The organism is Lysobacter sp. P5_B12 (genome assembly GCF_056400425.1).
This window is the reverse complement of record NZ_JBFULG010000001.1, coordinates 214,339-238,582: the sequence shown is the minus strand read 5'-3', so window position 1 is coordinate 238,582 and position 24,244 is coordinate 214,339. Positions and strand designations below refer to the sequence as shown.

Sequence of the window (24,244 nt, the reverse complement as noted above, 5' to 3'; positions counted from 1 at the left end):
CCGCTACGCCGGTTCGTCGGGGATCAGCGCCGACTCCAGCTTCGCGATGCAGTCCTTCAACTGCAGCTTGCGTTTCTTCAGGCGCTTGACCGTGAGTTCGTCGGCGTCGGCATCGGCCGCCAGCCGGAGGATCGCGGCGTCGAGGTCGCGGTGCTCGAGCTTGAGCTCGATCACGCGCTGCGCCATGCGGGCGAGTTCGCCCGGGTCGTTCGGCTGGGTCACGCTGCCGACTTTAGCGCCGTCGACGCCGGGATAGAATGCGATCCGCCTCGTTCCGACGCTTTCGAGCCGATTTCCCCATGTCCACGATTCCGCTGCCCCTGATCGAGCCCCAGCCGCGCGCACGCCGGATCGCGCACGAGCGGGTGCGCCTGGCCAAGCGCCTGCGCCACCAGGTGGGGCGGGCGATCGCCGACTTCGGGATGATCGAGGAGGGCGACAAGGTGATGGTGTGCCTGTCCGGCGGCAAGGACAGCTACACGATGCTCGACATCCTGCTGCAGCTGCGCGAGAAGGCGCCGGTCCGCTTCGAATTGCACGCCGTCAACCTAGACCAGAAGCAGCCCGACTTTCCGGAGCATGTGCTGCCCGAATACCTGGCGTCTGTCGGCGTGCCGTACACGATCCTCGAGCAGGACACGTATTCGGTGGTCAAGCGCGTCGTGCCGGAAGGCAAGACGCTGTGCTCGTTGTGCTCGCGCCTGCGCCGCGGCGCGCTGTATGCGCATGCCGAAGCCGAGGGCTTCACGAAGATCGCCCTGGGCCACCATCGCGACGACCTGGTCGCCACCTTCTTCCTGAACATGTTCTTCCACGCGAAATTGAGCGGCATGCCGCCCAAGCTGCGTTCGGACGACGGCAAGCACGTGGTCATCCGCCCGCTGGCGTACGTTCGCGAGGCCGACATCGCGGAATACGCGCAGTCCCGCGGTTTCCCCATCATTCCGTGCAACCTGTGCGGATCGCAGGAAAACCTGCAGCGCAAGCAGGTGCAGAAGATGATGGCGCAATGGGAGAAGGAGTCTCCCGGGCGCATCGAAACCATCGCGCGAGCGCTGGGCGACGTGCGTCCCTCGCAATTGAGCGATCCGTCGCTATTCGATTTCATGGGGCTCGGGGCGCGGGGCGATGCGCCCCTGCCCGACGCGCATGCGTGGTTGTCGGGCGAAGCGCGCGACGACGACGACACTGCCGACAGCCGCACTGACGGCGGCCACTGCGCCGCGTAAACTGACACCCCTCTTTCCTGGTTTTTCCGCCATCGCGTTCCCCGCCATCGCGGGGACGGGCGCTGCATTTAGGATCTCGATGTTCTTCCGCAACCTGACGCTTTTCCGCTTCCCTACGTCCCTGGATTTTTCCGAACTCGAAGCCCGCCTCGCCGATTGCGTGCTCAAGTCGGTCGGCGCGCTCGAGTTGTCTTCACGCGGCTTCGTCTCGCCTTTCGGGCGCGACGGTGAAGCCCTGTCGCACCGCATTTCCGATGCGATCTGGCTGAGCGTGGGCACCGAGGACAAGCTGCTGCCCGGCGCGGTCGTGAACGACCTGCTGTCGCGCAAGCTGGAGGAAATCGAGAAGAAGGAAGGCCGCAAGCCCGGTGGGCGTGCGCGCAAGCGGCTGAAGGAAGACCTCGTGCACGAACTGCTGCCGCGCGCCTTCGTGCGCCCGGGCCGCACCGATGCGCTGCTCGACCTCGGGCACGGCCTGTGCATCGTCGATTCGTCCTCGCGCAAGTCGGCCGAAAACGTCGTGAGCGAAATCCGCCACGCGCTCGGCAGCTTCCCCGCGCTCCCCGTGAACGCCGAAGTCGCGCCGCGCAGCATCCTGACCGGATGGGTCGCCGGCGAACCCTTGCCCGAAGGCCTCAGCATCGGCGACGAATGCGAGCTCAAGGACGCCGCCGACAAGGGCGCGGTCGTGAAATGCCAGCGTCAGGAACTCCAGGGCGACGAGATCGCCAAGCACCTGGAGTCGGGCAAGCAGGTCACGCGCCTGTCCCTTACGCTGGACGATCACGTCTCCTTCGTCCTCGGCGAGGACCTGGTCGTGCGCAAGTTCAAGCTGCTCGACGGCGCGGTCGACGCGCTCGAATCCACCGAACGCGACGACGTGCGCGCCGAACTCGATGCGCGATTCGCGCTCATGGCCGCGGAAGCCAAGCGGCTGTTCAACGTCCTCGAGCCCGCGCTGAAGATCTCGCGCGTCGAAGACTGACCGCGCGTGAAACCTTGCGCCGCACGAAAATCGTGCGGCGCGGATCGACACACTTTTCCTGCGCGCGCCCTACAATCGCCGCGTCCCCCGACGACAATCGCGCACGAACTGATGCCTCATCTCCGTCGCCTGCTGGCGCCGCGCCCACCCGTCCTCGAACGCGACGTCACCTCGCTCGAGCTCGAAGACGGACGACGAATCGAAATCCAGCGCGTGCGCAATCCACGCGCGCGCCGCCTGCGCCTCTCGGTCGACGAACGCGGTGCGCGCCTGACGCTGCCGCAGCGCGCGAGCCTGGTGTCGGGGGAACGCTTCCTCGCCGAACATCGCACGTGGCTTGCCGAACAACTCGAGCGCTACACGCTGGAAGGCTTGCCCGTTTTGCAACGCGACGTCACCGCCGCGCTTCCGCTGCGCGGCGCGGACGTGCCCGTGCGCTGGGAGGAAGGGCGTTTCACGTCGCTGGAATTCGACACGCTCGCCGGGCAAGCGGTGTTCCGCACCACGCCACGCGCAACCGATGTCGCGATGCGTCGCGCGGTTCGCGAATTCTATGAAGGCCAGGCGCGCACGGACATCGGGCGCTGGTTGCCGAAATACCTGCCCTCGTTGCCGCGCCCGCCGCGTCGCGTGCAATTCAAGGTGATGTCGTCGCAGTGGGGTTCGCTCGCGCCCAATGGCGTGGTCGCGCTCGACCTGGCGCTCGTGCTCGCGCGTCCCTCCGCGTTCGAATACGTGCTCGTCCATGAACTGTGCCACCTGTTGCGCGCCGACCACTCGCGCGCGTTCTGGCACGAAGTCGAAATGCGTTTTCCCGAATGGCGCGCCGAGCGCGATTATTTCCATGCCGACGGACGGCGCCTGAAGGCCACGCTGCGTTCGCTGCTGGCCGGTTGATGCGGTGCGGCACGTTTTCCGAAGTCTTGGAACCCACGGAATCGCCAGCATGCGCACGCTTCCCCTGATCCTCTCCATCGGCCTGGCGTCGCTCGCGTTGGTCGCGTGCGGCAAGTCGCCGGGCGAACGCGCCGCCGAGGCGGCGATCGAACATGCGACGGGCCAGAAGGCCAACGTCGACGCCAAGTCCGGCGAAGTCGTCCTGGAATCGAAGGACGGCCAGCAGATGCGCATCTCCGGCGGCGATTCGGCCAAGCTCCCGGTCGACTTCCCGAAAGACGTCTACCTGCCGGCGCAATACAAAGTGCTGAGCGTGATGGCGATGCAGGACGTGATGGTCGTGCAACTCGACGTGCCCGGCGAACTCGGCGCAATGACCGACGCGAGCGGGAAGAAGATGGCGGCCGACGGCTGGAAGCAGACGATGTCGATGCAGGCCGCAGAAGGCCAGCACGTCACGATGTACGAGAAGGACAAGCGCCAGGCGACGGTGTCCTTCGCCGACGACGCCGAGCCCGGCGTGAAGCTCAACTACCAGTTGGCGAAGCAGCAGTAACGAAAAAGTCGCCGATCGCGTCGGCCACGCCGCGCGGATCTTCCATGTGCAGGTGGTGCGTGCCGGAGAGCACCACCGTTTCGCCGTCGCGCAGCGCGCCGGCGCGTTCGCGGCGCATCGCTTCGGGGAAATACGGCGGCGCCGGATCGGCGTAGAGCACGCGCACCCGGCAGTCGATATTTGCGATGAGGTCGCGCACCTGGCCTTCGGTCATGCGCACGGCGGTGGCGATCGTCAGTCGCGGATCGCTGCTCCACACCCAACCGCCCTCCACCGCGCGCGTGCCGCGTTCGACCAGCAGCCGCGCGATCGGCTCGCTGAGGTCGTTGGCCTGCATGCGCGCGCGAATCGCGGCATCGCGATCGGGAAACACACGCAGCGACTTGCCGCCCAGCGCGCGACGCGCGGCGATCGATTCGCGCAGGCGCTGCGCGGTGCGATCTTCGCGGTCGGCGAGTGCGCCCAGCGCTTCGATCGCGAGGAAGCGTGTCACCCGCTCGGGGGCCGCGGCGGCGAGGATCGTGCCGATCGCGCCGCCCATCGAGTGGCCGAGCACGGCGAAGCGGTCCCAACCCAGTGCGTCGGCGGCATCGAGCACCGTCTGCACCGTGCCGGCGAGCGAATACTCCGCGCCGGGCGGCAGGTGCGGGCTCGTGCCGTGACCCGGAAGGTCGAGTGCGACGAGATCGATGTCGTGGAGATGCTCCGCGAGCGGGACGAAGCTCGCCGCGTTGTCGAGCCAGCCATGCAGCGCGAGCACCGGCGTGCCGGTGCCGCCGCGCAATGCGGTCAATCGGCCATACGGTGTGTCGAGCACGATTTCGCGCAAGGGTGCGGCGGGGCTCATGCGCGCAGCGCCTTCTCGGCGAGCGCGGCGAGTGCATCGGCATGCGCCGGTGCGTCGTTGAGACAGGGGATGTAACCGAAAACTTCGCCACCCGCGGCGCGGAAGGCAGCAGCATTGGTTTGCGCGATCTCTTCCAGCGTCTCCAGGCAATCGACCGCGAAACCGGGGCACACCACGTCCACGCGTCGCACGCCGCCGCGCGCAAGCGCCTCGAGCGTCGTGATCGTCGCCGGTTCCAGCCAGCGCTCCTTGCCGAAGCGCGACTGGAAGGTGAGCACGTAGTCTTCCGCGTGCAGGCCGAGCACGCCCGCGATCGCCGCGACGCTGGCCGCGCACTGCACGGCGTAGGGATCGCCGTTGTCGACCACGCGCTGCGGCAGGCCATGGAAGGAGAACACCAGGCGTTCACCGCGGCCGTGCGCGTCCCAGTGCGCGCTGATCGAATCGGCGACGGCCTGGATCCAGCCGGCATCGAGGTGGTACTCGTCGATCATCTGCACCGACAAGCCGCCGGGCCGGCGAACGGCATCGGCGACCGAAGCGGTGGTCGTCGTCGAATACTGCGGATACAGCGGAAGCACCACGGCGCGCGAGACGCCTTCGCGTTGCAGACCCGCGAGTACGTCTTCCACCGCGGGCTGTCCGTAGCGCATCGCGTGCACCACGCGCGTTCCCGCCATGCGCGCCTGCACGGCGGCGGCCAGACGGCGCGTGTAGACCGACAGCGGCGAGCCGTCGGTCATCCAGATCTCGGCGTACTTGTGCGCGACGCGTCGGCTGCGCAGGGGCAGGATCACCAGGTGCAGCAGCGGCCACCAGATCAGGCGCGGGATCTGCACCACGCGCGGATCCATCAGGAACTGCGAGAGGTAACGACGCACAGCGCCGGGTTTCGGGGCATCGGGCGTGCCGAGGTTGATCAGGACCAGTGCGGTGTCGGCCGCGAGGGGAGGACGGACGTCGGGCATGCGCATAGGATGTCATGCACGCGCGCCGGTTCGCTCGCGATTCATCGCCGCGCGCGGAGACTGAACCGTCGCTGGCCGTCGTGGTCCTTGGATCCAGTTGCGTTGCCCCCGCCCCCGCTCGTGGAGTTCCCCATGCCTCGCAAGACCCGCCATGCCCTGACCATCGCAGTGTCTTCGCTCCTGCTCGCCGCGAGCGTGCAGTCCGCCTTCGCCGGCGTGCGCGAGGACGAACGCGCCCGCAACGCGCTGCGCGTGATCACCGACATCCAGGCCATTCCCGAGAACGCGATCCCCGACAAGCTGCTCGACGAAGCCAAGGCGATCGTCATCGTGCCCGACACCATCAAGGCCGGCCTGGTCATCGGCGGGCGCCGCGGCCACGGCCTGATGGCGGTGAAGCTGCCCGACGGCACGTGGTCCAGCCCCAGCTTCGTCACGCTCACCGGCGGCAGCATCGGCTTCCAGGCGGGCGTGCAGTCTTCCGACGTGGTGCTGGTCTTCCGCAGCGACCGCGGCGTGGATTCGATCGTCAACGGCAAGTTCACCCTCGGCGCCGATGCCGCAGTGGCGGCCGGCCCCGTGGGCCGCAATGCGGCGACGGCGACCGACGGCCAGTTCAAGGCGGAGATCTGGTCGTGGTCGCGTGCGCGCGGCCTGTTCGCCGGCGTCGCGCTCGACGGCGCGGTGCTGTCGATCGACGATGCGTCCAACCAGGCCGCCTATGGCAGCGGCAGCACGCCGCGCATGATCTTCGAAAGCCGTTCGACGGCGCAGCCGTCGGCCGACCTGGTCAAGGTGCGCGATCAGTTGGAAGAAGCCACCGCGCTCGCGCGCAGCAATCGCGGCACCGGAACGCCGGTCGCCAGCGCGGCGCCGGTGGGCGCGACCGCGACGCCCGCGCCGACGGTCGTGGAGACAACGGTGGTCACCGGCGCCACCACGCCCGTCGTGCCCGACCAGGATGCGCCGGCGCGCACGGAGTCGTTGCCGCCGAGCCCCTGACGGGCCCTCCACGCGTCGGAACCCACGGGCCGCCCGTTCATCTTCGGGCGCTTCTCACATCGGCTGCGTTATCCTGTCGTCTCTTTCCCCCCGAAGGCACTGCACATGGGCAGTTTCAGCATCTGGCATTGGCTGATCGTGCTGGTGATCGTGGTCCTGGTGTTCGGCACCAAGCGGCTCGGTAACGTCGGCAAGGATGTCGGTGAAGCGGTCAAGGGCTTCAAGAAGGGCATGAGCGACGACGACAAACCCGCCGCGCGCCTGCCCGATGCCACGCGCGAAGAACAGGATTTGCGCGACCGCGAACGCGCCGACCAGGAACGCCGCGAGCGAGAGCAGCGTAACGATCCGCCGCGCTGAGGCGCGCGATGTTCGACGTCGGTTTCAGCGAAATCTTCCTCATCGCGGTGGTCGCGCTGATCGTGCTCGGCCCCGAGAAACTGCCCAAAGCCGCGCGCTTCGCCGGCTTCTGGGTGGCGAAGGCGCGCGCGCAGTGGCATTCGGTGAAGTCGGAGTTCGAACAGGACCTCGCCGCCGACGAGCTCAAGCGCAGCCTCCAGGAAACGCGTGAGTCGCTCCGTCAGGCCGAAGAACAATTGCGTTCGGGCGCCACCTCGATCCGCGACCGCATGCAGAAGGAATTCGACGACGTGGCCGTGGCCGCGACCGCGACCGCAGGCGTCGAACCGGGCGCCGGCGCCGCCGAGGAACAGGCGTCGCAACAAACACCCGTGCCGGCCCTCCACGAAGACGAACACGAAAACCGTTCGATGGAATCGGCGAGCGCGATGGATTGGGAACCGCCGATCCCGAGCGACGACGACGACGGCGAGCCGGTTCCCGCGGAGCCGGACGCGCCGCACCCGAAGGATGCCGACGAACACCATGCAGGACGCTGATTCCTCCGTACCGGCCCGCCTCATCGATCACCTGATCGAACTCCGCTCGCGCCTGATGTGGGCGCTGGCCGGGCTGTTGCTGGTCTTCGGTTGCCTGATGCCCTTCGCCTCGCAGCTGTACGACAAGATCGCCTTTCCGCTGATCAGCCAGCTGCCTTCGGGCCAGCGCATGATCGCGATCGACCCCGCCGGCGGTTTCTTCGTGCCGGTGAAACTCGCCTTCTTCACCGCGGTGTTCATCTCCGCGCCGTGGTTGCTCTACCAGGCGTGGGCTTTCGTCGCGCCGGGCTTGTACAAGCGCGAGAAGAAACTCGCCGCCCCTTTGCTCGCGTCGGCGGTGTTGTTGTTCTACGCCGGCTGCGCGTTCGCGTACTTCCTCGTGCTGCCCGCGGTGTTCCACTTCCTGACGAAGTTCACGCCCGAGTCCGTGCAGATGGCGCCGGACCTGGGCAAGTACATCGACTTCGTGCTGGTGTTGTTCCTGGCCTTCGGCGCGAGCTTCGAATTGCCCGTCGCGCTGGTCATCCTCGTGCTGCTCGGCTGGGTCACGCCGAAGCAACTGAGTTCGTGGCGCGGCTACGCGGTGGTCGGCATCTTCATCGTGGCGGCGGTGATCACGCCGCCGGACGTGGTCTCGCAACTGATGCTCGCGATCCCGATGATGGCGCTGTACGAAGCGGGCATCCTCGCCTCGCGCTTCGTGGCCCCGAAGAAGGCCGCCGAAACGGAAGAAACGCCGGAGGCCTGAGCCTCAGGCTTCGATGCCGTTGAAGGGCACCTGCGGCGCCTGCGGGCCGTCGAAGGTATCGCGCCACGCGATGTACGCACCGCCCGCCAGCATCACCAGCATGGCCGCGGCAAAGGCGAGCACCGGCAGCAACGCCAGCAGCGTCCCCACCGCCGGATGCACCATTCCGCCGAGCCATTGCAGCAGCGTGGAGATCATCAGGACCACGATGGCCGCGACGAGCGTGCCGGCGACGAACAGCCCGGCCGCCACGAGGTTTGCGCCGACATTGCGCACCGAGGCGCGCAATGCATCGCGCACCGCGTCGACGATCCCCAGGCCCGAGAACAGCAGCAGCGGCACGGCGAACAACATCACCGCATAGGTGAAGTAGTTGAAGGCGAGCTGCGCGAGCGCGAGCAGGCCCGGATGCGCCGGCTGCGGCATGACCGGCGGAACGCCCCCCATCGCACCGCGGATGGCACCGAGGTATTCCTGCCAGTACGAGGGTCCGGCGATCGCGACCATCAGCAGGCCGCCGGCGATGGAAAGCACGATCTGCAGCAGGCCCAGCGCGATCAGGCCCCGCAGGCGCGGCGAACGGAACGGCGCGAACAGATCGCGCGCGCGCACCGGCCGCCCGGCCTCCGCTTCGCGGATCACATGCATCATCCCGCCGAGCAGGATCGGCATCAGCACCATCAGGCCGAGGAACAGCGGTGCGAACAGCATCGCCATCAGCATCAGGTCCGGCGGGCCGTTGCTTTCGCCGCGCATGACCAAGACCACGACGGCCATCACCACGGCGAACAGGTACAGCGTCGCCATGAACAACAGTGCCGCGCCGAAAACGGCCTTCGGATTTCGTGCACCAAGGTCGATGGTGGCGCGAAACCACGCCAAACCCTGCGAAACGGGGATCTTGCGGACTTGCATCGAAACTCCGTCGCGGTGGGGGCCGCAGCAGATGGGGGGATGGATCAGGGCACGTGGCGCAGGTGGCGCGCGTGGCGCACGAACCGGCGCAGCACGCGGCGTGCATGCGGCGCGGCCGACACGTTGCGGCTCACCTGCTTCGCGCAATGGCCTTCGCGCGCGAGTGCATCGTGGCGCGCACGCACGTAACCGCGCATGTGCGTGCCGCTGAATTCGGGATGGAACTGCACGCCCCAGACATGCTCGCGCCAGCGGAAGGCGTGGCAATCATCGAGCGGCGAGCGCGCCAGCACCAGCGCATCGGCCGGCGCGCGCAGCACGCTCTGCAGGTGCGTGGCCTGCGCGGGGAATTGCGCGGGCAGGCCGCGGAACAACGGGTCTTCTTCGGCCGGCGGATGCAGCTCCAGCCCGATGGTGCCCATCTCGCGGCCCGACGGGTTGTAGCCGACCTCGCCGCCGAGCGCATGCGCGATCAGCTGGTGGCCGTAGCAGATGCCGAACAGCGGCACGCCCTCGTGCGCGGCTTCGCGCAACCAGGCCGCGCTGCGCTCGCTCCATGCGTGCTTGTCGGTGACCATCGCGCCCGAGCCGGTGACGATCACGCCCGCGAAGCCATCGGTCGAGGGCAGCGGATCGCCTGCCTCGACGTTCGCCACCACGGCCTCGTCCCGCGCCAGGCCGGCCGCGACGCGAATCCAGTGGGGGAAGGTGCCATGCCGACGCATCGAGGCGACGGGCTGGCCGGTTTCGAGGATCAGGAAGGGGCTGTTCAAGGCTGGGGTTTGCAGCAAAACGACCGGGAAATACAGGCATTGCGCCGGGGCGTCGGCGCGCGCACCTATACTAGCCCGCTTTTACGCCACCACGTCCGCGCACCATGCAGCAGAACGGCAAGCCGGCCCCGATCACCTTCCAGGAATTGATCCTGCGCCTCAACGCGTATTGGGCGGCGCAGGGCTGCGTCCTGGTCCAGCCGCTCGACCTGGAGGTCGGCGCGGGCACCTTCCACCCGGCGACCTTCCTGCGCGCGCTGGGCCCGGAACCGTGGAACGCCGCCTACGTGCAACCCTGCCGCCGTCCCGCCGACGGCCGCTATGGCGAAAACCCCAACCGGCTGCAGCGCTACTACCAGTATCAGGTGGCGATGAAGCCCAACCCCGACAACATCCAGGAGCTGTATCTCGGCTCGCTGGTCGCGCTCGGCCTGGATCCGCTGGTCCACGACTTGCGCTTCGTCGAAGACAACTGGGAATCGCCGACGCTCGGCGCATGGGGCCTGGGCTGGGAAGTCTGGCTCAACGGCATGGAAGTCACGCAGTTCACCTACTTCCAGCAGGCCGGTGGCCTGGAATGCCGCCCGGTGCTCGGCGAGATCACCTACGGCCTGGAGCGGCTGGCGATGTACCTGCAGAACGTCGACAACGTGTTCGACCTGGTCTGGACGGTGGGGCCGCAAGGCCCGGTGTATTACCGCGACGTCTATCACCAGAACGAAGTCGAGCAGTCGGCCTACAACTTCGAACACGCCGACGTCGCCGAACTGTTCCATCGCTTCGATGCGTGCGAAGCCGAAGCGATGAAGCTGGTCGAACTCAACCTGCCGCTGCCGGCCTACGACCAGGTCTGCAAGGCCTCGCATGCGTTCAACCTGCTCGACGCGCGCCGCGCGATCGGCGTGACCGAACGCCAGCGTTACATCCTGCGCGTGCGCAAACTCTCCCAGGCCGTGGCCGAAGCGTATTTCGCGCAACGCGAGAAGCTCGGGTTCCCGGGCCTTAAAAAGGCGGAGACCGTCTGATGGCCGCGATGGAACCGCTGCTGGTCGAACTGGGCACCGAGGAATTGCCGGTCAAGGCGCTCCCCGGGCTGGCGCAGGCTTTCTTCGACAACGTCATCGACGGGCTCGTGCGCCGTGGCATCGCGCTGGATCGCAATGGCGCGAAGCCGCTCTATTCCCCGCGCCGCTTGGCGGTCGTGCTGCCGGGCGTGTCGGTCGAACAGGACGAGCAGCGCAGCGAAGTGCTCGGCCCGTATCTCAACGTGGCGCTCGATGCCGAGGGCCAACCCACGCGCGCGCTGCAGGGCTTCGCGCAGAAGGCCGGCGTGGAATGGACGGCGCTGGAGCGGACGAGCGATGCGAAGGGCGAACGTTTCGTCCATCGCGCGGTGAAACCGGGCGCGAAGACCGCGACCCTGCTCCCCGAACTCGTGCGCGAAGCGATCGCCGCGATGCCGATCCCCAAGCCGATGCGCTGGGGCGCGCACGAACATGCGTTCGCGCGCCCGGTGCACTGGCTCGTGCTGTTGCTCGGCGCCGAGGTCATCGAAGGCGACGTTCTCGGCGTGCGCGCCGGCCGCAATTCGCGCGGGCATCGTTTCATGCACGACAAGCCGGTGTGGATCCACGCGCCGGGCGATTACGTCGATGCGTTGCGCGGCGCGAAGGTGCTGGTCGATCCGGACGAGCGCCGCGAAACCATCGTGCGCGAAGTGCAAGCCGCGGCCACGCAGGCCGGTGGCGTGGCGCGCGTGGCCGACGACAACCTCGCGCAGGTGACGTGCCTGGTCGAATGGCCGAGCGCGATCGTGGGCAGTTTCGACGCCGACTTCCTCGCCGTGCCGCAGGAAGCGCTCATCGCCACGATGGAAGACAACCAGAAGTTCTTCCCCGTGCTGGATGCGCAGGGCAAGTTGACGCCCGCCTTCGTCGGCGTGGCCAACATCGTGTCGAAGGACGTCGCCGAAGTCCGCAAGGGCTACGAGCGCGTGATCCGCCCCCGCTTCGCCGACGCGAAGTTCTTCTTCGTCGAAGACATGAAGCAGGGCCTTGCGTCGATGCGCGAAGGCCTGGCGAACGTGACCTACCAGGCCAAGCTGGGCACGCTGGCCGACAAGGCCGGGCGCGTGGCGCAGCTTGCAGAGACCATCGCACGCGACTTGTTCCTGGAACCGGCACCTGCACGCCGCGCGGCCGAGCTGTCGAAGGCCGACCTGCAATCGCGCCTGGTCAACGAATTCCCAGAACTGCAGGGCATCGCCGGCCGTTATTACGCCGCCGTGGAAGGCGAGCCGTCGGAGGTCGCCAACGCGATCGACGAGTCCTACATGCCGCGCTTCGCGGGCGATGCGGTCGCGCCCTCGCCGATCGGCCAGGTGCTCGCGATCGCCGAACGCCTGGACACGCTCGCCGGCGGTTTCGCCGCCGGGCTCAAACCGACCGGCAACAAGGATGCTTTCGCGCTGCGCCGCAATGCGCTTGGGCTTGCGCGCACGATTATCGAGGCACAACTCGATATCCCGAATTCATGCATCGGTACGGCGTGTTCGATTCTTCTAAGTCAACAAACCTTTGTCGATTCCAAGGGCAACGTTTGGCAGCGACCCGCGCATTCCGAAGAGCCGCAACGCGGAGTTGTCCAAGCAGTTGGAAAGCCGTTGGGAGACGTACTTGGAATAACGGACAGCCAAGCCTTGGCTGACGAGATCTACAGCTTCATTCTCGATCGCCTGCGTGCGTACTACGCGGACAAGGGTGTTCCGCCGCAGCAGTTCGAGGCGGTTGCCGCTTTGCGTCCAGCCTCATTGCTCGACTTTAACCGCCGCCTCTTGGCAATTGGAGCGTTCGCCCTTTTGCCTGAAGCAGAAGCGCTCGCCGCAGCAAACAAGCGAATCCGCAACATTCTGAAAAAGGCGGAGCCATTCAGTATCAGTATTGTGAGCGCGACGCCCAGCAGCATTACTTTTGTTGTGGACGAGACACGCTTTACCGAGCCCGCGGAAGGCAACCTCTGGACAGCAATCTTGCTGGCAATTCGCGACACAGACGCAGGGCTAGCGAATCGAGACTATGTCTCAGTTCTCGGACGTTTGGCGCGGCTTCGCCCAGAGGTGGACGCATTCTTCGACACCGTAATGGTCAATGCGGAAGACGAGGCTGTACGCAAAAATCGTCTCTCTATGCTGGGAATTCTGTCCGATCGCCTCGGCAGTGTCGCCGCAATTGAACATCTGTCTACCTGACGAGCGACGATCGTTCTGGTGGAAGAGCCCCTTTGAGTCAAAGGGGCGCGCGACAGCGGGGGTTTTGGGTGTACTGGCCCGGGGCCCAATACTTGCGAAGCAAGTTTTGGGGCGCCTTTGCGCGCCTCGCGCAAAGGTGCGGCCGGCGATCGAGCACCTCTCGACATAAGCCATCCCCCGGCCGGGTATGCTCGGCCGCATGGTCCCGGTCTCCCCCCGCCCGGTCTTCCAATGGATCTGCCTGTCCGCGCTCCTGGCGAGCGCGGCGCCTGCTTTCGCCGCCAAGGTGGCGGACGTGCAGGTGCGCGGCCTCGACCCGGTGATGACCGAAAACGTGAAGCGCTCGCTGTCGCTGGTCGATTCGATCGGGCGCGATGTGTCGGGCCGTCGCATGTCGTATCTCGTTCGCGAGGCCGAAGCGCAGACGCGCGAGGCGCTGGAACCCTTCGGTTACTACTCGCCGACGATCAAGGTCGAACGCACGCGCGTGCCCGATGCGCCGGTCACGGTGACCATCGACGTGCAACTGGGCGACCCGGTGCGCGTGCGCAATTTCGATGTGGGCATCGACGGCGAAGGCGCTGGCGACCGTTACCTCAAGCAGGAAGTGGATGCCTTCAAGCCGACCAAGGCCGAAGTGTTCGATCACGCGATCTATGAAGCCTCGAAGGCGCGGATCACGCGCCGCCTGGCCGAGCGCGGTTACTTCGATGCCGATTTCACTGCTCGCAAGGTGGAGGTCACGCGCGCCGACCACGCGGCCGATGTCTCGCTGCGCTGGAACAGCGGCATTCGCTACGACATGGGGAAGGTTTCTTTCACGCAGACGCCCAAACGCATCGTGCGCGACAGCCTGCTCGGCAAGCTGGTCTACTGGAACGAAGGCGAGTACTACCACCAGGGCCGACTGGAACGCCTGCGCAAATCGCTGACGTCGCTTGATTACTTCTCGCGCATCGACATCGAGCCGCAGCCGGAAAAGGCCGTCGATGGCCAGGTGCCGGTCGTCGTCACGCTCGTGCCGGCCAAGCGCGATGTCTATACCGCGGGCGTGAGCTACGGCACCGACAGCGGCGCGGGCGTGCGTTTGGGCCTGGAGCGGCGCTACGTCAACGACCGCGGGCACAAGGCGCTGGCGCAGCTCGATTACGCGCAACGCAAGAAGACGGCGACGCTGCAATATCGCGTTCCAGCCTTCCTCTGGCTCGATGGTTGGTATACCGCGAGCCTGCAACTGGCCGACGAACAGACGGATTTCGCCGATACACGCCGCCTCGAACTGGTCGGCAGCCGCAGCGGCGAGATCAACCGGTATCTGACCGCCACCGTGTCGCTGCATGCGTTGCGCGAGCGCTGGCGCTTCCCCTCTGGCAATCCGCTCGATCCCCAGGTGCCTTACCAGTACGCCTCGCTGCTGTATCCGGCGCTCACCGCCGAATACGTCGACGCCGACGATCGCCTGTATCCGCGACGTGCGATTGCAGGCACCGCAACGGTGCGCGGCGGCATCGAAGGCTTCGGTTCGGATGCGACCTTCCTGCAGCTGCATACGACGGCGCGCTGGATCCGCGGTTTCGGTCCGGACAATCGCTTGTTGCTGCGTGGCGAGTACGGACACACATTCACCGACGAGCTTTTCCAGATTCCCTTGAGCCTGCGTTACTTCGCCGGCGGCGACCGCAGCGTGCGCGGTTACGGCTGGCGCGAGATCGGTCCGCGCAACGGCGATTACGCGGAAGGTGCGAAGAACGTGGTCACCGGCAGCGTCGAGTTCGAACGCTATTTCCTGCGCGAATGGGGCGGCGCGGCCTTCGTCGATTTCGGCGATGCCTACGATGGCAGCACGCCGAATCTGCACTATGGCGTCGGCATCGGTGCGCGGTGGCGATCGCCGGTCGGACCGGTGCGCGTGGATGTCGCGTGCGGGCTGACGGGCGACGAAGCGGGCTGGACGGTGTCGCTCAACATCGGGGCGGACCTGTGAGGGGCGTGCCGCTCACGCCGGAACAGCGCGCCGAACGCGCGGCGGCGCGGCGTGCGTTGGCGCGCAAGGTGGCGATCCGTTCGGCGCTCGGCGCACTCGTACTCGGTGTGCTCGTGTTCGCGTTGGCGTACTGGTTGCTGACGACGATCGGCGGACGCGACGTGTTGCTCGCGCAGGTCGTTGCGCGTTTGCCTGCGGGTGCGACGCTGACCTGGGACAGCGCGGAAGGTCCGGTGTCGGGCCCGTTGACGGTGCATGGCGTGCGATTCGATTACGCATCGGATCCTGCGCAACCGAAAAAGCGCATCACCTTCACCGCGAAGACCGTGCATGTCGATCCGGCGATTCGGCCCTTGCTCGGACGCACGCTGCGCCTGGATGCGCTCGACGTGCGCGGCGCGACGCTCGAGATCCCCGAAAGCGACGAGCCCTTCGAATTCCCGCGCTGGCCCGAATCACTGCCGAAGATCGAACCGCCGCTGGCCTTGCAGGCCGACACGATCCGCATCGACGGATTGCGCGTCACGCAATCGGGCGCGCCGATGATCGCGATCCGCTCGGCCAGTGGAGGATTGCGCGCATCGCATGGCTTGCTGCATGTCGAGCACCTGAAGGCCGACACCGATCTCGGTCGCTTCGCGGTCCACGGCGATTACGTGCCGCGCGAACGTTATCGCACCGATTTCCTCGCGACGGCCGTGTTGCCGGCGCAACGCGGGCGCACGGCGCCGCGTTTCGGGATCGTCGCGCGCGGCGATGTCGCCAGGCTCGATGTCGCGGTGGCCGGGCGCCTGCCCGCACCCGCGCAGGCAACCTTCTCGCTGCGTGGCGAGCCCGATCCGCGTTGGCATCTGCGTGCGAAGGCGCCGGTGCTCGATCTGTCGCTGCTGGGCGGCGGGGAACCCAGCGACACGCCGCTCGCGGTCGAACTGCGTGCCGATGGCCTCGGCGGCAGCGCGACACTCCAGGGATCGGTGCGACAAGGTGACCTGCGTGCGGTCATCCAACCGTCGAAGCTGCGTCTGAACGACAAAGTGCTGACGGTCGAACCGCTCGTGATCGATGCGCTCGATGGCCGCACGCGATTGCAGGGTTACGCGGATCTGCGGGATCCGGAGCACCAGAAGCTGCGTTTCGCCATCAACGCGCGTGGCTTGCGTTGGGGTGGAACGGCCGATGCACCGGCGGTCGTCGCCGACGCGGACTTCGGCATCGCGGGAAAACCGGAGACGTGGGCGGCGCAAGGCGAAGGCCGGTTCCTGCGCGAAGGCCAGCGCGCGACGCTGCGCTTCAACGCGCGCGGCGACACCGTGCACGCCGTCATCAATGCGATGCAGGCGCGCATGCCGAGCGGCACGCTCGATGCGAAGGGTGACGTGCGCTGGTCGCCTGCGTTGGCGTGGCAGCTCGATGCGTCGCTGGCGGGCTTCGATCCCGGGTATTTCGTGCCGGCCTTCCCCGGCCGCGTCGAAGGCAAGCTGACGACGAAAGGCAATGCACGCAGCGATGGGCAGGGTTTCGACGCGACGCTCGATGCCCCCGCGCTGCGCGGCACTCTGCGCGGTCGCGCGCTCGATGCACGTGCGAAGGTCGCGTTGCACGGCAGCGATGTGGAAGGCGACGTGGCCTTGTCGCTCGGCGGGAGCCGCGCGTCGGCGAAGGGGCGCATCGGTGCGACGCTGGCGGTCGATGCGCGATTCGAACCGTTGCGCCTCAACGATCTGATGCCCGGCGCGGGCGGTGTCCTGCGAGGCACGGCCTCGTTGCGCGGTCCGCGCGCGACGCCCGATATCGAAGCCGATCTCACCGGCGACGCTTTGCACTGGGGCGATTACCGCGCGGCGTCGCTGCGCGCGAACGGCAAACTGCCGTGGCGCAACGGCAGTGGAGCGTTGCATGTCGAGGCACACGATGTCGAAGCGGGCCTGGCGGTTTCGCGCCTGGTCGTCGATGCGCGCGGTGCGATGGAAAATTTGTCGCTCGATGCCACGGCGGACACCGCGTACGGCGGTGCCACGCTGTCGGGCAATGCGACCAAGCGCGGTGCACAGTGGGGCGGGACCTTGTCGACCTTGCGCCTGTCGCCGATGAAGGGAACGCCATGGGCGCTCGATCATCCGACCACGTGGCGCTGGGACGGCAACAACGGCGCGCTCTCGAACGCCTGTCTCTCCACGCAAGGCGGCGGCGCCTTGTGCGCGAGCGCCGATTGGCCGCGACGCGGCCTCGACGTGCGCGCCGATCGCCTCCCGCTCGAACTCGCGACGCCCTGGTTGCCACCGCGCGACGACGACCGTCCGTGGTTGCTGCATGGCGACCTGCAATTGGTCGGGCACCTGCAGCCGGTCGGCAATGCGTGGCGCGGCAACGTGCTCGTGACTTCGCCTGATGGCGGCATGCGCAACAGCGAGCGCTCACGTCGCGATCTGTTGTCGTATTCGGGATTCCAGCTCGAAGCGCAGTTCGATCCGCAACGCATCTCCGCCACGCTGGGCACGACGTTCAACGAAGACGGACGCGTCGACGCGCACATCGCGACCGGTTGGGACGACTTCGCGCCGCTGTCGGGCCAGGTGAGCCTGCGCACCGATTCGCTGACGTGGATGGAGTTGTTGTCGCCGGACATCGTCGAGCCGACGGGTTTGCTCGAAGGGAACATCGCACTCGGTGGAACGCGCGCGCAGCCTGCACTCGTCGGCAACGCGCATTTGTCGAACTTCCGCACGGAAGTCCCCTCGCTCGCGCTCGAACTGGTCGATGGCGATGTGCGGATGGAAGCGCTGCAAGACGGCTCGGCGCGCATCGCCGGCACGATCCGCTCCGGCGAAGGCACGCTGCGCGTGGATGGTTCGCTGGGTTGGCGTGGCGACGACACGCCGCTCGTCCTCAACGTCACCGGCGACAAGGTGCTCGCCGCCGATACGCGCGACCTGCACGCGGTGATCGCACCCAACGTCGCCGTGCGTTATGCGGCCAAGCAGCCGCTCGAAGTCACGGGTACGGTGACGGTGCAGGAAGCGCGCATCGCACTCGAAGGACTGGAGGGCGGTGCGACGCGTTCGCCGGATGTCGTCGTCCTCGACCCTGTCGACCCGAAGCGCACGGTGGAATCGCCGCTGTCGCTCGATCTCACGCTGATCCTTCCCGAAGGCGCGGTCGCGCTCAACGGCTTCGGCCTGGACGGTACGTTGCAGGGTCAGTTGCGCGTGCGCCAGCGCCCGGGCCGCGAAATGATCGGCAACGGCACGCTGGAAGTTGCAGGCAACTACAAGGCCTATGGACAGAAGTTGACGGTGTCGCAGGGCGAATTGATCTGGAGCAACTCCCCGATCGTCGATCCCCTGCTCGACGTGCGCGCCGAGCGCGTCGTCGGCGATGTCACCGCAGGCATCCAGGTGCGCGGCCACGCGACTTCGCCGCAGGCGCAAGTGTGGGCGGACCCGGCGATGGACGAATCCGAAGCACTGTCTTACCTCGCACTGGGCCGCCCGCTCAGCAGCGCGAGTAGCGAAGAAGGCCGGCAACTCGATGCGGCCTCCGCGGCCTTGTCCGCGGGCGGTGGATTGCTTGCCTCGCAACTCGCCACGCGCCTGGGCTTCGACGATGCCGGCGTGATGGATTCGCGCGCGCTCGGCGGCAACGTGTTCGGCGTGGGGAAGTACCTCTCGCCGAAGCTGTACGTCGGCTACGGCGTGTCGTTGCTCGGCACCGGGCAGGTGCTCACGTTGAAGTATTTGCTGCGCAAGGGCTTCGACATCCAGATCGAGTCGAGCACGGTGGAGAACCGCGGATCCTTGAACTGGCGCAAGGAGAAGTAGGCGCGGATGTTTATCGCGATGTTTCCGACCTGAGGGAAGGACGCATCCGAATCTCGGCGCGTTAACGTCTCATTATGTGGCTCTGGGCGGTGCCGGATAGTGCGCGACGCTTTCCCGGACCACCATTCCCATGTCGCCCAGGTTCTTCCAACAACGTCTGCGCTGCGGACAGGCAATCGTCGCCTCGACACTCCTCGCCTGGAGTGCGTTCGCCTCGGCCAACGTCATCGTTTATCCGATGACGACGCACATCGGGCCCGAGCACGAAGGCATCGGCCAGATCGAATTGCATTCGAAGAGCGATCAGGTGCAATACGTGAAAGTTCGCGTCGCGGAGATCGTCGCGCCGGCGACGCGCGATGAACGCGAGAACACGCTCTCGGCCGACGATGCGCTCGTCGTGTCGCCGCAGCGCCTGGTCCTGGCGCCGGCCTCCACGCGGACCGTCCGCCTCATCGCGCCGGTCGCGCCGCAGGAAGAGAAGGCGTATCGCGTCTATTTCGAGCCGGTCGATGCACCGTCCGACACCACGCTCGAAGAAGCCAATACCGCCGACGTGTCGACGAAACTCGGCGTCAACCTGGTCTGGGGCGCACTGGTTCGCGTGTTGCCGGACAACGGTCGCATCGCCGCGCGCTTGGTCGACGATGGCAAGCGGATGCAGAACACCGGGACGCTGCGCATCGGCGCATTGAAGATCGGTCGCTGCCCCACGGTCGACAGCGAACGCAATTGTCGCTGGGTCGACGTCAACCGCAGCGTGTATCCCACCCACGGCATCGAGATGCCGGATATCCAGGGCGCGGGCCATCTGGTCCTGCGCTACCAGACCAGTCAGGACGAAACGCCGAAGCTGCTCGCGCTTCAGCCCTGACACGCGGTGCGCATCGCGCGCCGCAAACCCGTCGGGCATCCGCCCGAAGTTTCCCGAACCGGCCGCGTGCAGCGTGTCCTCGGGCTCCACTCAAGCAATCAAGGAAATCAACGCATGAAGCTCATCAAGCTCGTGCCGGCCCTCGCGCTGGCCCTCGTTTCGTTCTCCGCCGCCGCCGTGCAGAAGGACATCACGGTCGTCGCCAGCGTCGACCCGGCGGTGGAACTGCTGCAGGCCGACGGCACGCCGCTGCCGACCAGCATGACGATGGCCTACCTGCCGGGCAACGGCCTGCAGGCGACCGAGGTCAACACCCGCATCTTCACCAACGCCGCCAGCGACATGTCGGTCCGCCTGGCCGCCGCGCCGTCGCTGATCAACAACACCAACGCCGCCGCGCCGGCGATTCCGCTGGCCGTGACGTTCGGCGGCACCGCGGTGACCACCACGGCCATCGTGCTGACCGAAGCCAACCTGTTCCCGGGTGGCGACATCACCGCCGGTTCGATCGCGCAGATGCTGCGCATCTCGCAGGCGACGCCGGGTGCGATCACGCACGCGGGTACGTACCAGGGCGTCGTCGGCGTCGTGGTCACGCCGAACCCGTAATGCCCATCGACGACGGGGCACGCATCGCGTGCCCCGCGTCACTTCATTCCCAACCGGAAGCCGCCCGTGCCTCGTCGCCTCCTGCTCTCGCTCGCGATCTCCTCCTGCCTCGCCGACCAGGCAATGGCGCGCATGCTGACGCATTCGGACGTGCCGGCCGGTTTCGAAAGCCTGGTCGACGGACAGGTCGAACGCCTCGAAGTACGCATCGCGGGCACGTCGCTCGGCCTGCATCCGGTGCTGGTGCGGCCCGACAGTCTGCACTTCGAAGACGTGGCGCAACTGGCGCAGAACATGGTCGACGCCGGCGTCACGGCGCCCCCCGAAGCGCTGCTCGTCGCGCTGAACGCGCAACTGCCCGCGAATCGCCACCTGGCCTGCGGCGATGCGGCCGTCGTCGAAACGCAATGCGGGTATATCGCGACCGAACAGGTCGCCGCCATCTTCGATGAATCGAAGGGCGTGGTGGAACTCTTCGCGAATCCGGCCTGGCTGCCGAGCGCATCGGCGCGTCGCTCGCGCTGGGTCGCGCCGACGCCCGCCGTGAACGCACTCGTGCATCGGCACGGGTTCAATTATTCGGACAACGCCGACTACCGCGCTTTCAGCGCGAACGGCATTGGTGCGCTGGGCATGGGCCAGCGCGGACATATCGGTTTCGAGTGGCAGTACGCGCACAACCGCCGCGAAGACGCGAGCGAAAGCCGCTTCGCGTTCGACGATGCGTATTACCGCCACGACTTCGATCGGTCGCACTACGTGCAGGCCGGTCGCATGGACATGCACGGGCTCGCCAGCCCCTTGGGCGGCAGCTTCCAGCTTGCGTTGATGCCCTTGGGCCGCATCGACGGCGTGCGCGCGGGCACCACGCTGGCGTGGATCGACCAGGAACAAGCCGGGCAAGGCACGCCGGTCTCGATCGTGTTGTCCCAGCGCGCGCGCGTGGATGCGTTCCGCGGCTCGCAGTTGCTCTCGACGTCTTACCTCGACGCGGGCATGCAAGCGATCGACACGCGCACCTTCCCCGTCGGCAGTTATCCGGTCACCTTGCGCGTGATCGAGAACGGGCGCGAGACGCGCAGCGAAACGGTTGCGTTCAGCCGCACGGGCGGTGAAGGCCTGGGGTCGGATCAGTGGCAGTGGTTCGCGCAGGGCGGTCGCGTCGTTGACGTCCCCGGCGATTCGAAGTCGCGCGATGTCGGGCAGTTCGGTGTGCGCCTGCCCACGATGCGTGGCGCGAGCCTGAGCAATGCGACGACCGTGTTCAATTCCGGGCGCGCGTACAACGAGACGCGCCTGGATTGGCACGTGGCGACCGGCCTCGGTGCGTGGACGGTGTCTGCCGGCGCCCTGATCGGCAGCGACGGTACGCGCGGCGACCTGCAGCAATTGAGCGTCGGGCGCACGGTCGCGTGGAATCTGTATCGCCAGGCGATGCGCGCGAAAGACTGCCGCGTGGTGGAAGACTGGCCCGCGCCGCGTGGCTGCCAGTCCTCCTTGACCTCGACGGTGTCGGTGCCGCTCGGCGGCGGCGCGCTGACGGCGGGCTACACCTACGGCGGCGCCGATCAGTTCGATGCGCCGTGGCACGACCCGCAATCGCCGCTGCTGGATTCGGGCATGAACCGCCAACGCAACGAGGGCTTCGACGCGACGTTCTCGCGCGCGTTCTCGGTGCAGGGCGGTTTCATTTCCTTACGCATGGGTGCGTATCGCCGCGAGGCGAGCGGCGTCACCGATGACGGCGTGCATGCCTCGCTGACGTTCTCGCGCCATCGCAATGCGCCGCAAGCCACGCGTGCGTCCGTGCATCAGTCGGCGTCGGTGGACGCGCAGTCCGCACGCAAGGGCGACGACGGTGCGCAATTCCGCGCCGCACAAACGAATCGTTGGGACGGCGCTTCGCGACGTGAGTTGACTGTCTCGGCCGCAGCCGACACGGACTCGCGCTGGGAAGCCGGCATCGACGGTCGCATCGATGGGCGTTACGGCACCGCCGGTGCATCGGCCTTCCATTACGACACGCAGACCGGATCCAACGTCGCGTGGACCGCGAACCACACCGGGTCGATCGCCGTCTCGCGCGATGGCCTGTTCCTCGGCGCAGGTGCGCCGGGCGGAACACCGGGCGCGGCCGTCGTGGTGCGCGTCAACGATTCCGCGCGCCGCTATCCGGAAGGCAGCATCGCGGCGAAGGTGGCGGGCGCATCGGCGGGCGACGTGCAGCTTGGCTTCGGCGATTCGATGTTGTTGCCGATGGAAGGTTATGCCGTCGCACGCACGCATATCGCGGACGGCGATGGCTCGCGACACAGCCTCGGCACGATCGTGTCCGGCGCGGGCCGCCGCGACTGGTTCCTCCCGCCGGGCAAGCTCGGCATGCAATCGATCGAAGCCACGTTGACGATGACCTATGTCGGCCGCCTGGTCGACGAGCGCGCCGAACCGCTGTCGCATGTCCTGCTGCTGGAGTCGCCGACCGGCCAGACGGGCGAGGACGGCAGCTTCATCGCGGAATTCGATGGCCACCCCGAACGCATCTTCGCGCTCGATCCGCTGCAGCTGCATGTCTGCGAAGTTGCCACGCCCGACGCGACCGCCGCCGTGCAGCGCTTGGGGACGACGCAGTGTCGCGTGGGCAATGTCGACGAGTTGCCGCTCGAGTTGCGCGACGGTGAGCGGTTCAAGCGGTGGGCGTTGCGCCGTGTGGCGAACTTGCAGGCGAACATCGAGCAAGGGGAACCGTGATGCGTCGTTGCTTGCTTGCGTTGTCGCTCGCTGCTATCGGTTGCGCGGCGTCGGCGTCCGCGCAGGTCATCGTTCCCGCCGACAACCACGTTGCGGTCTCCGCTAACGTGGCGCGCGGGTCGGCCGCCCCGCAACTCAGCATCTGGGCCAGGGCATCAGGTGGACGCGATGCCGGATCTCCATATTTCTGGGGGCAGAACTATTGGACCTGTTGGTCCTCCTCGAATCCGGAAAAAGGCGCTTGCCCCACCGAGGGCGGTTGGTATTTCAGCGGGGGGGTATCGACGATTCCCTTGCGTTTCACTGAAGCGCGATCGGGCATCTCCTTCGTCCTCAATGTGCATGCATACAACGAATGGGGCTGGACCCACGTCAACTGCAGTAGCCAGTGGCGCTACATCGGCGATGGCGCAAGATCCGATTGCAGTGGTGTTCCGAATGACGGGAAACTGCTCACGGCTTACGTGTCGCCGAGTGAACTTGGTCGTCTCCCGATTGGCGGTGTGTGGAAGGCCAATCTGCATTTACGCCTCAACCGGTGGGGAGGCGGGCCGATCGCGGAGTTCACCGCCGCGATCACCGTCAACGTCACCGACGACCAGAACATGCAGGTGTTCCTGCCCGAGTTCGGATCGGCGACGCCGCGCGTTGATCTCAACCTGCGCTCCCTGCCCTCCGTCGGCGGCGCGCGCACTTCCGGCGAACGCACGCTTGATGCCTGCCTTTACGACGGTTTCAATGCCAACAGCCAGCGCTACACGGTCCGAATGACCGATCCGTCATCGGCGGGCGCCGACGAGGCCGGCCGCTTCTTCGTGCGACATCCCACACCGCAGGGCGCAGCCGGCCAGAACCGCATTGAGTACGAGGTCCGCTCGATGACGTGGCCTCTGGGTTCGACGCAGTACCAATCCGGGCAGGATCGCGTCATTGCCAACATCCCCGACACCGAACGCCGCCAGGTGCTCCTGCCGAACATCCCGCTGCCGGTGATCTGCACACCGTGGCCGCTGACCTTGCGCACGCCGGAATTCACCAGCGCCGACAAACGCGCCGGCCATTACAGCGGCGTGCTGCGCGCGGAGTTCTCCGCTTCGACGACCGCGCCCTGATGGTGCGTTTTGCGCCAAACAAAGACTCCGAGG

The 24,244-nt window shown here is 67.0% G+C and carries 21 protein-coding genes; 16 read left to right on the top strand and 5 right to left on the bottom strand.

Annotated features, from left to right (window positions below; genetic code table 11):
• Nucleotides 1-3: 3 nt before the first annotated feature.
• Nucleotides 4-186, bottom strand: a complete 183-nt coding sequence (locus AC1DOM_RS01075; RefSeq protein ID WP_498960185.1) for a YdcH family protein — start codon at nucleotides 184-186, stop codon at nucleotides 4-6.
• A 113-nt stretch (nucleotides 187-299) separates the two neighbouring features.
• On the opposite strand from AC1DOM_RS01075, the gene ttcA reads away from it, so the two are divergent.
• From ttcA to AC1DOM_RS01055, 4 genes are all read left to right on the top strand, one after another.
• Nucleotides 300-1,229 carry a tRNA 2-thiocytidine(32) synthetase TtcA gene (ttcA, locus tag AC1DOM_RS01070; protein WP_498959385.1) on the top strand — a complete coding sequence of 310 codons (930 nt, stop codon included), beginning with the start codon at nucleotides 300-302 and terminating at the stop codon, nucleotides 1,227-1,229.
• Between the two features lie 79 nt (nucleotides 1,230-1,308).
• Nucleotides 1,309-2,214, top strand: a complete 906-nt coding sequence (locus tag AC1DOM_RS01065; protein ID WP_498959384.1) for a recombination-associated protein RdgC — start codon at nucleotides 1,309-1,311, stop codon at nucleotides 2,212-2,214.
• 111 nt (nucleotides 2,215-2,325) lie between these two features.
• On the top strand, nucleotides 2,326-3,111 hold the full coding sequence (locus tag AC1DOM_RS01060; RefSeq protein WP_498959383.1) for a M48 family metallopeptidase: 786 nt from the start codon (nucleotides 2,326-2,328) through the stop codon (nucleotides 3,109-3,111).
• A 49-nt stretch (nucleotides 3,112-3,160) separates the two neighbouring features.
• Nucleotides 3,161-3,667 carry a hypothetical protein gene (locus AC1DOM_RS01055; protein WP_498959382.1) on the top strand — a complete coding sequence of 169 codons (507 nt, stop codon included), beginning with the start codon at nucleotides 3,161-3,163 and terminating at the stop codon, nucleotides 3,665-3,667.
• On the opposite strand, the gene AC1DOM_RS01050 is transcribed toward AC1DOM_RS01055, so the two are convergent.
• Nucleotides 3,639-4,496 (bottom strand): alpha/beta fold hydrolase, encoded by an 858-nt coding sequence (locus AC1DOM_RS01050; RefSeq protein ID WP_498960183.1) that lies wholly within the window; start codon nucleotides 4,494-4,496, stop codon nucleotides 3,639-3,641. The two genes, AC1DOM_RS01055 and AC1DOM_RS01050, sit on opposite strands and share 29 nt — an antisense overlap.
• A 14-nt stretch (nucleotides 4,497-4,510) precedes the next feature.
• Nucleotides 4,511-5,482 carry a ferrochelatase gene (hemH, locus tag AC1DOM_RS01045; RefSeq protein WP_498959381.1) on the bottom strand — a complete coding sequence of 324 codons (972 nt, stop codon included), beginning with the start codon at nucleotides 5,480-5,482 and terminating at the stop codon, nucleotides 4,511-4,513.
• 132 nt (nucleotides 5,483-5,614) lie between these two features.
• Between hemH and AC1DOM_RS01040 the strand changes: the two genes are divergently transcribed.
• The 4 genes from AC1DOM_RS01040 (at nucleotide 5,615) to tatC (ending at nucleotide 8,131) form a co-directional block, all read left to right on the top strand.
• Nucleotides 5,615-6,484, top strand: coding sequence for a lipid-binding SYLF domain-containing protein (locus AC1DOM_RS01040; RefSeq protein ID WP_498959380.1), 870 nt, complete (start codon nucleotides 5,615-5,617; stop codon nucleotides 6,482-6,484).
• 105 nt (nucleotides 6,485-6,589) lie between these two features.
• A complete protein-coding gene (gene tatA / locus AC1DOM_RS01035) occupies nucleotides 6,590-6,844 on the top strand; it encodes a Sec-independent protein translocase subunit TatA (protein WP_498959379.1) in 255 nt (84 codons plus the stop codon).
• An 8-nt stretch (nucleotides 6,845-6,852) separates the two neighbouring features.
• A complete protein-coding gene (gene tatB / locus AC1DOM_RS01030; protein ID WP_498959378.1) occupies nucleotides 6,853-7,383 on the top strand; it encodes a Sec-independent protein translocase protein TatB in 531 nt (176 codons plus the stop codon).
• The gene (tatC, locus tag AC1DOM_RS01025; protein WP_498959377.1) at nucleotides 7,370-8,131 is read left to right on the top strand and encodes a twin-arginine translocase subunit TatC; all 762 of its coding nucleotides are present in this window, start codon (nucleotides 7,370-7,372) and stop codon (nucleotides 8,129-8,131) included. Before tatB ends, tatC begins: the two co-directional genes overlap by 14 nt.
• A gap of 3 nt (nucleotides 8,132-8,134) precedes the next feature.
• On the opposite strand, the gene AC1DOM_RS01020 is transcribed toward tatC, so the two are convergent.
• Both AC1DOM_RS01020 and AC1DOM_RS01015 read right to left on the bottom strand, forming a co-directional pair.
• On the bottom strand, nucleotides 8,135-9,046 hold the full coding sequence (locus AC1DOM_RS01020) for a BPSS1780 family membrane protein (RefSeq protein ID WP_498959376.1): 912 nt from the start codon (nucleotides 9,044-9,046) through the stop codon (nucleotides 8,135-8,137).
• Nucleotides 9,047-9,090: 44 nt separating this feature from the next.
• On the bottom strand, nucleotides 9,091-9,819 hold the full coding sequence (locus AC1DOM_RS01015; RefSeq protein WP_498959375.1) for a glutamine amidotransferase: 729 nt from the start codon (nucleotides 9,817-9,819) through the stop codon (nucleotides 9,091-9,093).
• A gap of 104 nt (nucleotides 9,820-9,923) precedes the next feature.
• On the opposite strand from AC1DOM_RS01015, the gene glyQ reads away from it, so the two are divergent.
• The 8 genes from glyQ to AC1DOM_RS00975 all read left to right on the top strand — a co-directional run bounded on the left by glyQ (nucleotide 9,924) and on the right by AC1DOM_RS00975 (nucleotide 24,211).
• A complete protein-coding gene (gene glyQ, locus AC1DOM_RS01010; RefSeq protein ID WP_498959374.1) occupies nucleotides 9,924-10,844 on the top strand; it encodes a glycine--tRNA ligase subunit alpha in 921 nt (306 codons plus the stop codon).
• Nucleotides 10,844-13,066, top strand: a complete 2,223-nt coding sequence (gene glyS, locus AC1DOM_RS01005) for a glycine--tRNA ligase subunit beta (protein WP_498959373.1) — start codon at nucleotides 10,844-10,846, stop codon at nucleotides 13,064-13,066. The genes glyQ and glyS overlap by 1 nt, the downstream gene beginning before the upstream one ends.
• A gap of 199 nt (nucleotides 13,067-13,265) precedes the next feature.
• Nucleotides 13,266-15,050: an autotransporter assembly complex protein TamA gene (locus AC1DOM_RS01000; RefSeq protein WP_498959372.1), complete on the top strand. Its 1,785-nt coding sequence runs from the start codon at nucleotides 13,266-13,268 to the stop codon at nucleotides 15,048-15,050.
• A 5-nt stretch (nucleotides 15,051-15,055) separates the two neighbouring features.
• Nucleotides 15,056-18,868 (top strand): translocation/assembly module TamB domain-containing protein, encoded by a 3,813-nt coding sequence (locus AC1DOM_RS00995; protein ID WP_498959371.1) that lies wholly within the window; start codon nucleotides 15,056-15,058, stop codon nucleotides 18,866-18,868.
• Nucleotides 18,869-18,998: 130 nt separating this feature from the next.
• Nucleotides 18,999-19,742, top strand: coding sequence for a fimbrial protein (locus AC1DOM_RS00990; protein WP_498959370.1), 744 nt, complete (start codon nucleotides 18,999-19,001; stop codon nucleotides 19,740-19,742).
• 114 nt (nucleotides 19,743-19,856) lie between these two features.
• A complete protein-coding gene (locus tag AC1DOM_RS00985; RefSeq protein WP_498959369.1) occupies nucleotides 19,857-20,351 on the top strand; it encodes a CS1 type fimbrial major subunit in 495 nt (164 codons plus the stop codon).
• Nucleotides 20,352-20,417: 66 nt separating this feature from the next.
• Nucleotides 20,418-23,099, top strand: coding sequence for a TcfC E-set like domain-containing protein (locus AC1DOM_RS00980; RefSeq protein ID WP_498959368.1), 2,682 nt, complete (start codon nucleotides 20,418-20,420; stop codon nucleotides 23,097-23,099).
• Nucleotides 23,042-24,211 (top strand): CblD like pilus biogenesis initiator family protein, encoded by a 1,170-nt coding sequence (locus AC1DOM_RS00975; protein WP_498959367.1) that lies wholly within the window; start codon nucleotides 23,042-23,044, stop codon nucleotides 24,209-24,211. Before AC1DOM_RS00980 ends, AC1DOM_RS00975 begins: the two co-directional genes overlap by 58 nt.
• Nucleotides 24,212-24,244 lie beyond the last annotated feature (33 nt).

Bases quoted from the DNA above. Each gene is read 5' to 3' on its own strand.
- AC1DOM_RS01075 (WP_498960185.1), bottom strand. From the start codon at position 186: ATGGCGCAGCGCGTGATCGAGCTCAAGCTCGAGCACCGCGACCTCGAC.
- ttcA (WP_498959385.1), top strand. From the start codon at position 300: ATGTCCACGATTCCGCTGCCCCTGATCGAGCCCCAGCCGCGCGCACGC.
- AC1DOM_RS01065 (WP_498959384.1), top strand. From the start codon at position 1,309: ATGTTCTTCCGCAACCTGACGCTTTTCCGCTTCCCTACGTCCCTGGAT.
- AC1DOM_RS01060 (WP_498959383.1), top strand. From the start codon at position 2,326: ATGCCTCATCTCCGTCGCCTGCTGGCGCCGCGCCCACCCGTCCTCGAA.
- AC1DOM_RS01055 (WP_498959382.1), top strand. From the start codon at position 3,161: ATGCGCACGCTTCCCCTGATCCTCTCCATCGGCCTGGCGTCGCTCGCG.
- hemH (WP_498959381.1), bottom strand. From the start codon at position 5,482: ATGCCCGACGTCCGTCCTCCCCTCGCGGCCGACACCGCACTGGTCCTG.
- AC1DOM_RS01040 (WP_498959380.1), top strand. From the start codon at position 5,615: ATGCCTCGCAAGACCCGCCATGCCCTGACCATCGCAGTGTCTTCGCTC.
- tatA (WP_498959379.1), top strand. From the start codon at position 6,590: ATGGGCAGTTTCAGCATCTGGCATTGGCTGATCGTGCTGGTGATCGTG.
- tatB (WP_498959378.1), top strand. From the start codon at position 6,853: ATGTTCGACGTCGGTTTCAGCGAAATCTTCCTCATCGCGGTGGTCGCG.
- tatC (WP_498959377.1), top strand. From the start codon at position 7,370: ATGCAGGACGCTGATTCCTCCGTACCGGCCCGCCTCATCGATCACCTG.
- AC1DOM_RS01020 (WP_498959376.1), bottom strand. From the start codon at position 9,046: ATGCAAGTCCGCAAGATCCCCGTTTCGCAGGGTTTGGCGTGGTTTCGC.
- glyQ (WP_498959374.1), top strand. From the start codon at position 9,924: ATGCAGCAGAACGGCAAGCCGGCCCCGATCACCTTCCAGGAATTGATC.
- glyS (WP_498959373.1), top strand. From the start codon at position 10,844: ATGGCCGCGATGGAACCGCTGCTGGTCGAACTGGGCACCGAGGAATTG.
- AC1DOM_RS01000 (WP_498959372.1), top strand. From the start codon at position 13,266: ATGGTCCCGGTCTCCCCCCGCCCGGTCTTCCAATGGATCTGCCTGTCC.
- AC1DOM_RS00990 (WP_498959370.1), top strand. From the start codon at position 18,999: ATGTCGCCCAGGTTCTTCCAACAACGTCTGCGCTGCGGACAGGCAATC.
- AC1DOM_RS00985 (WP_498959369.1), top strand. From the start codon at position 19,857: ATGAAGCTCATCAAGCTCGTGCCGGCCCTCGCGCTGGCCCTCGTTTCG.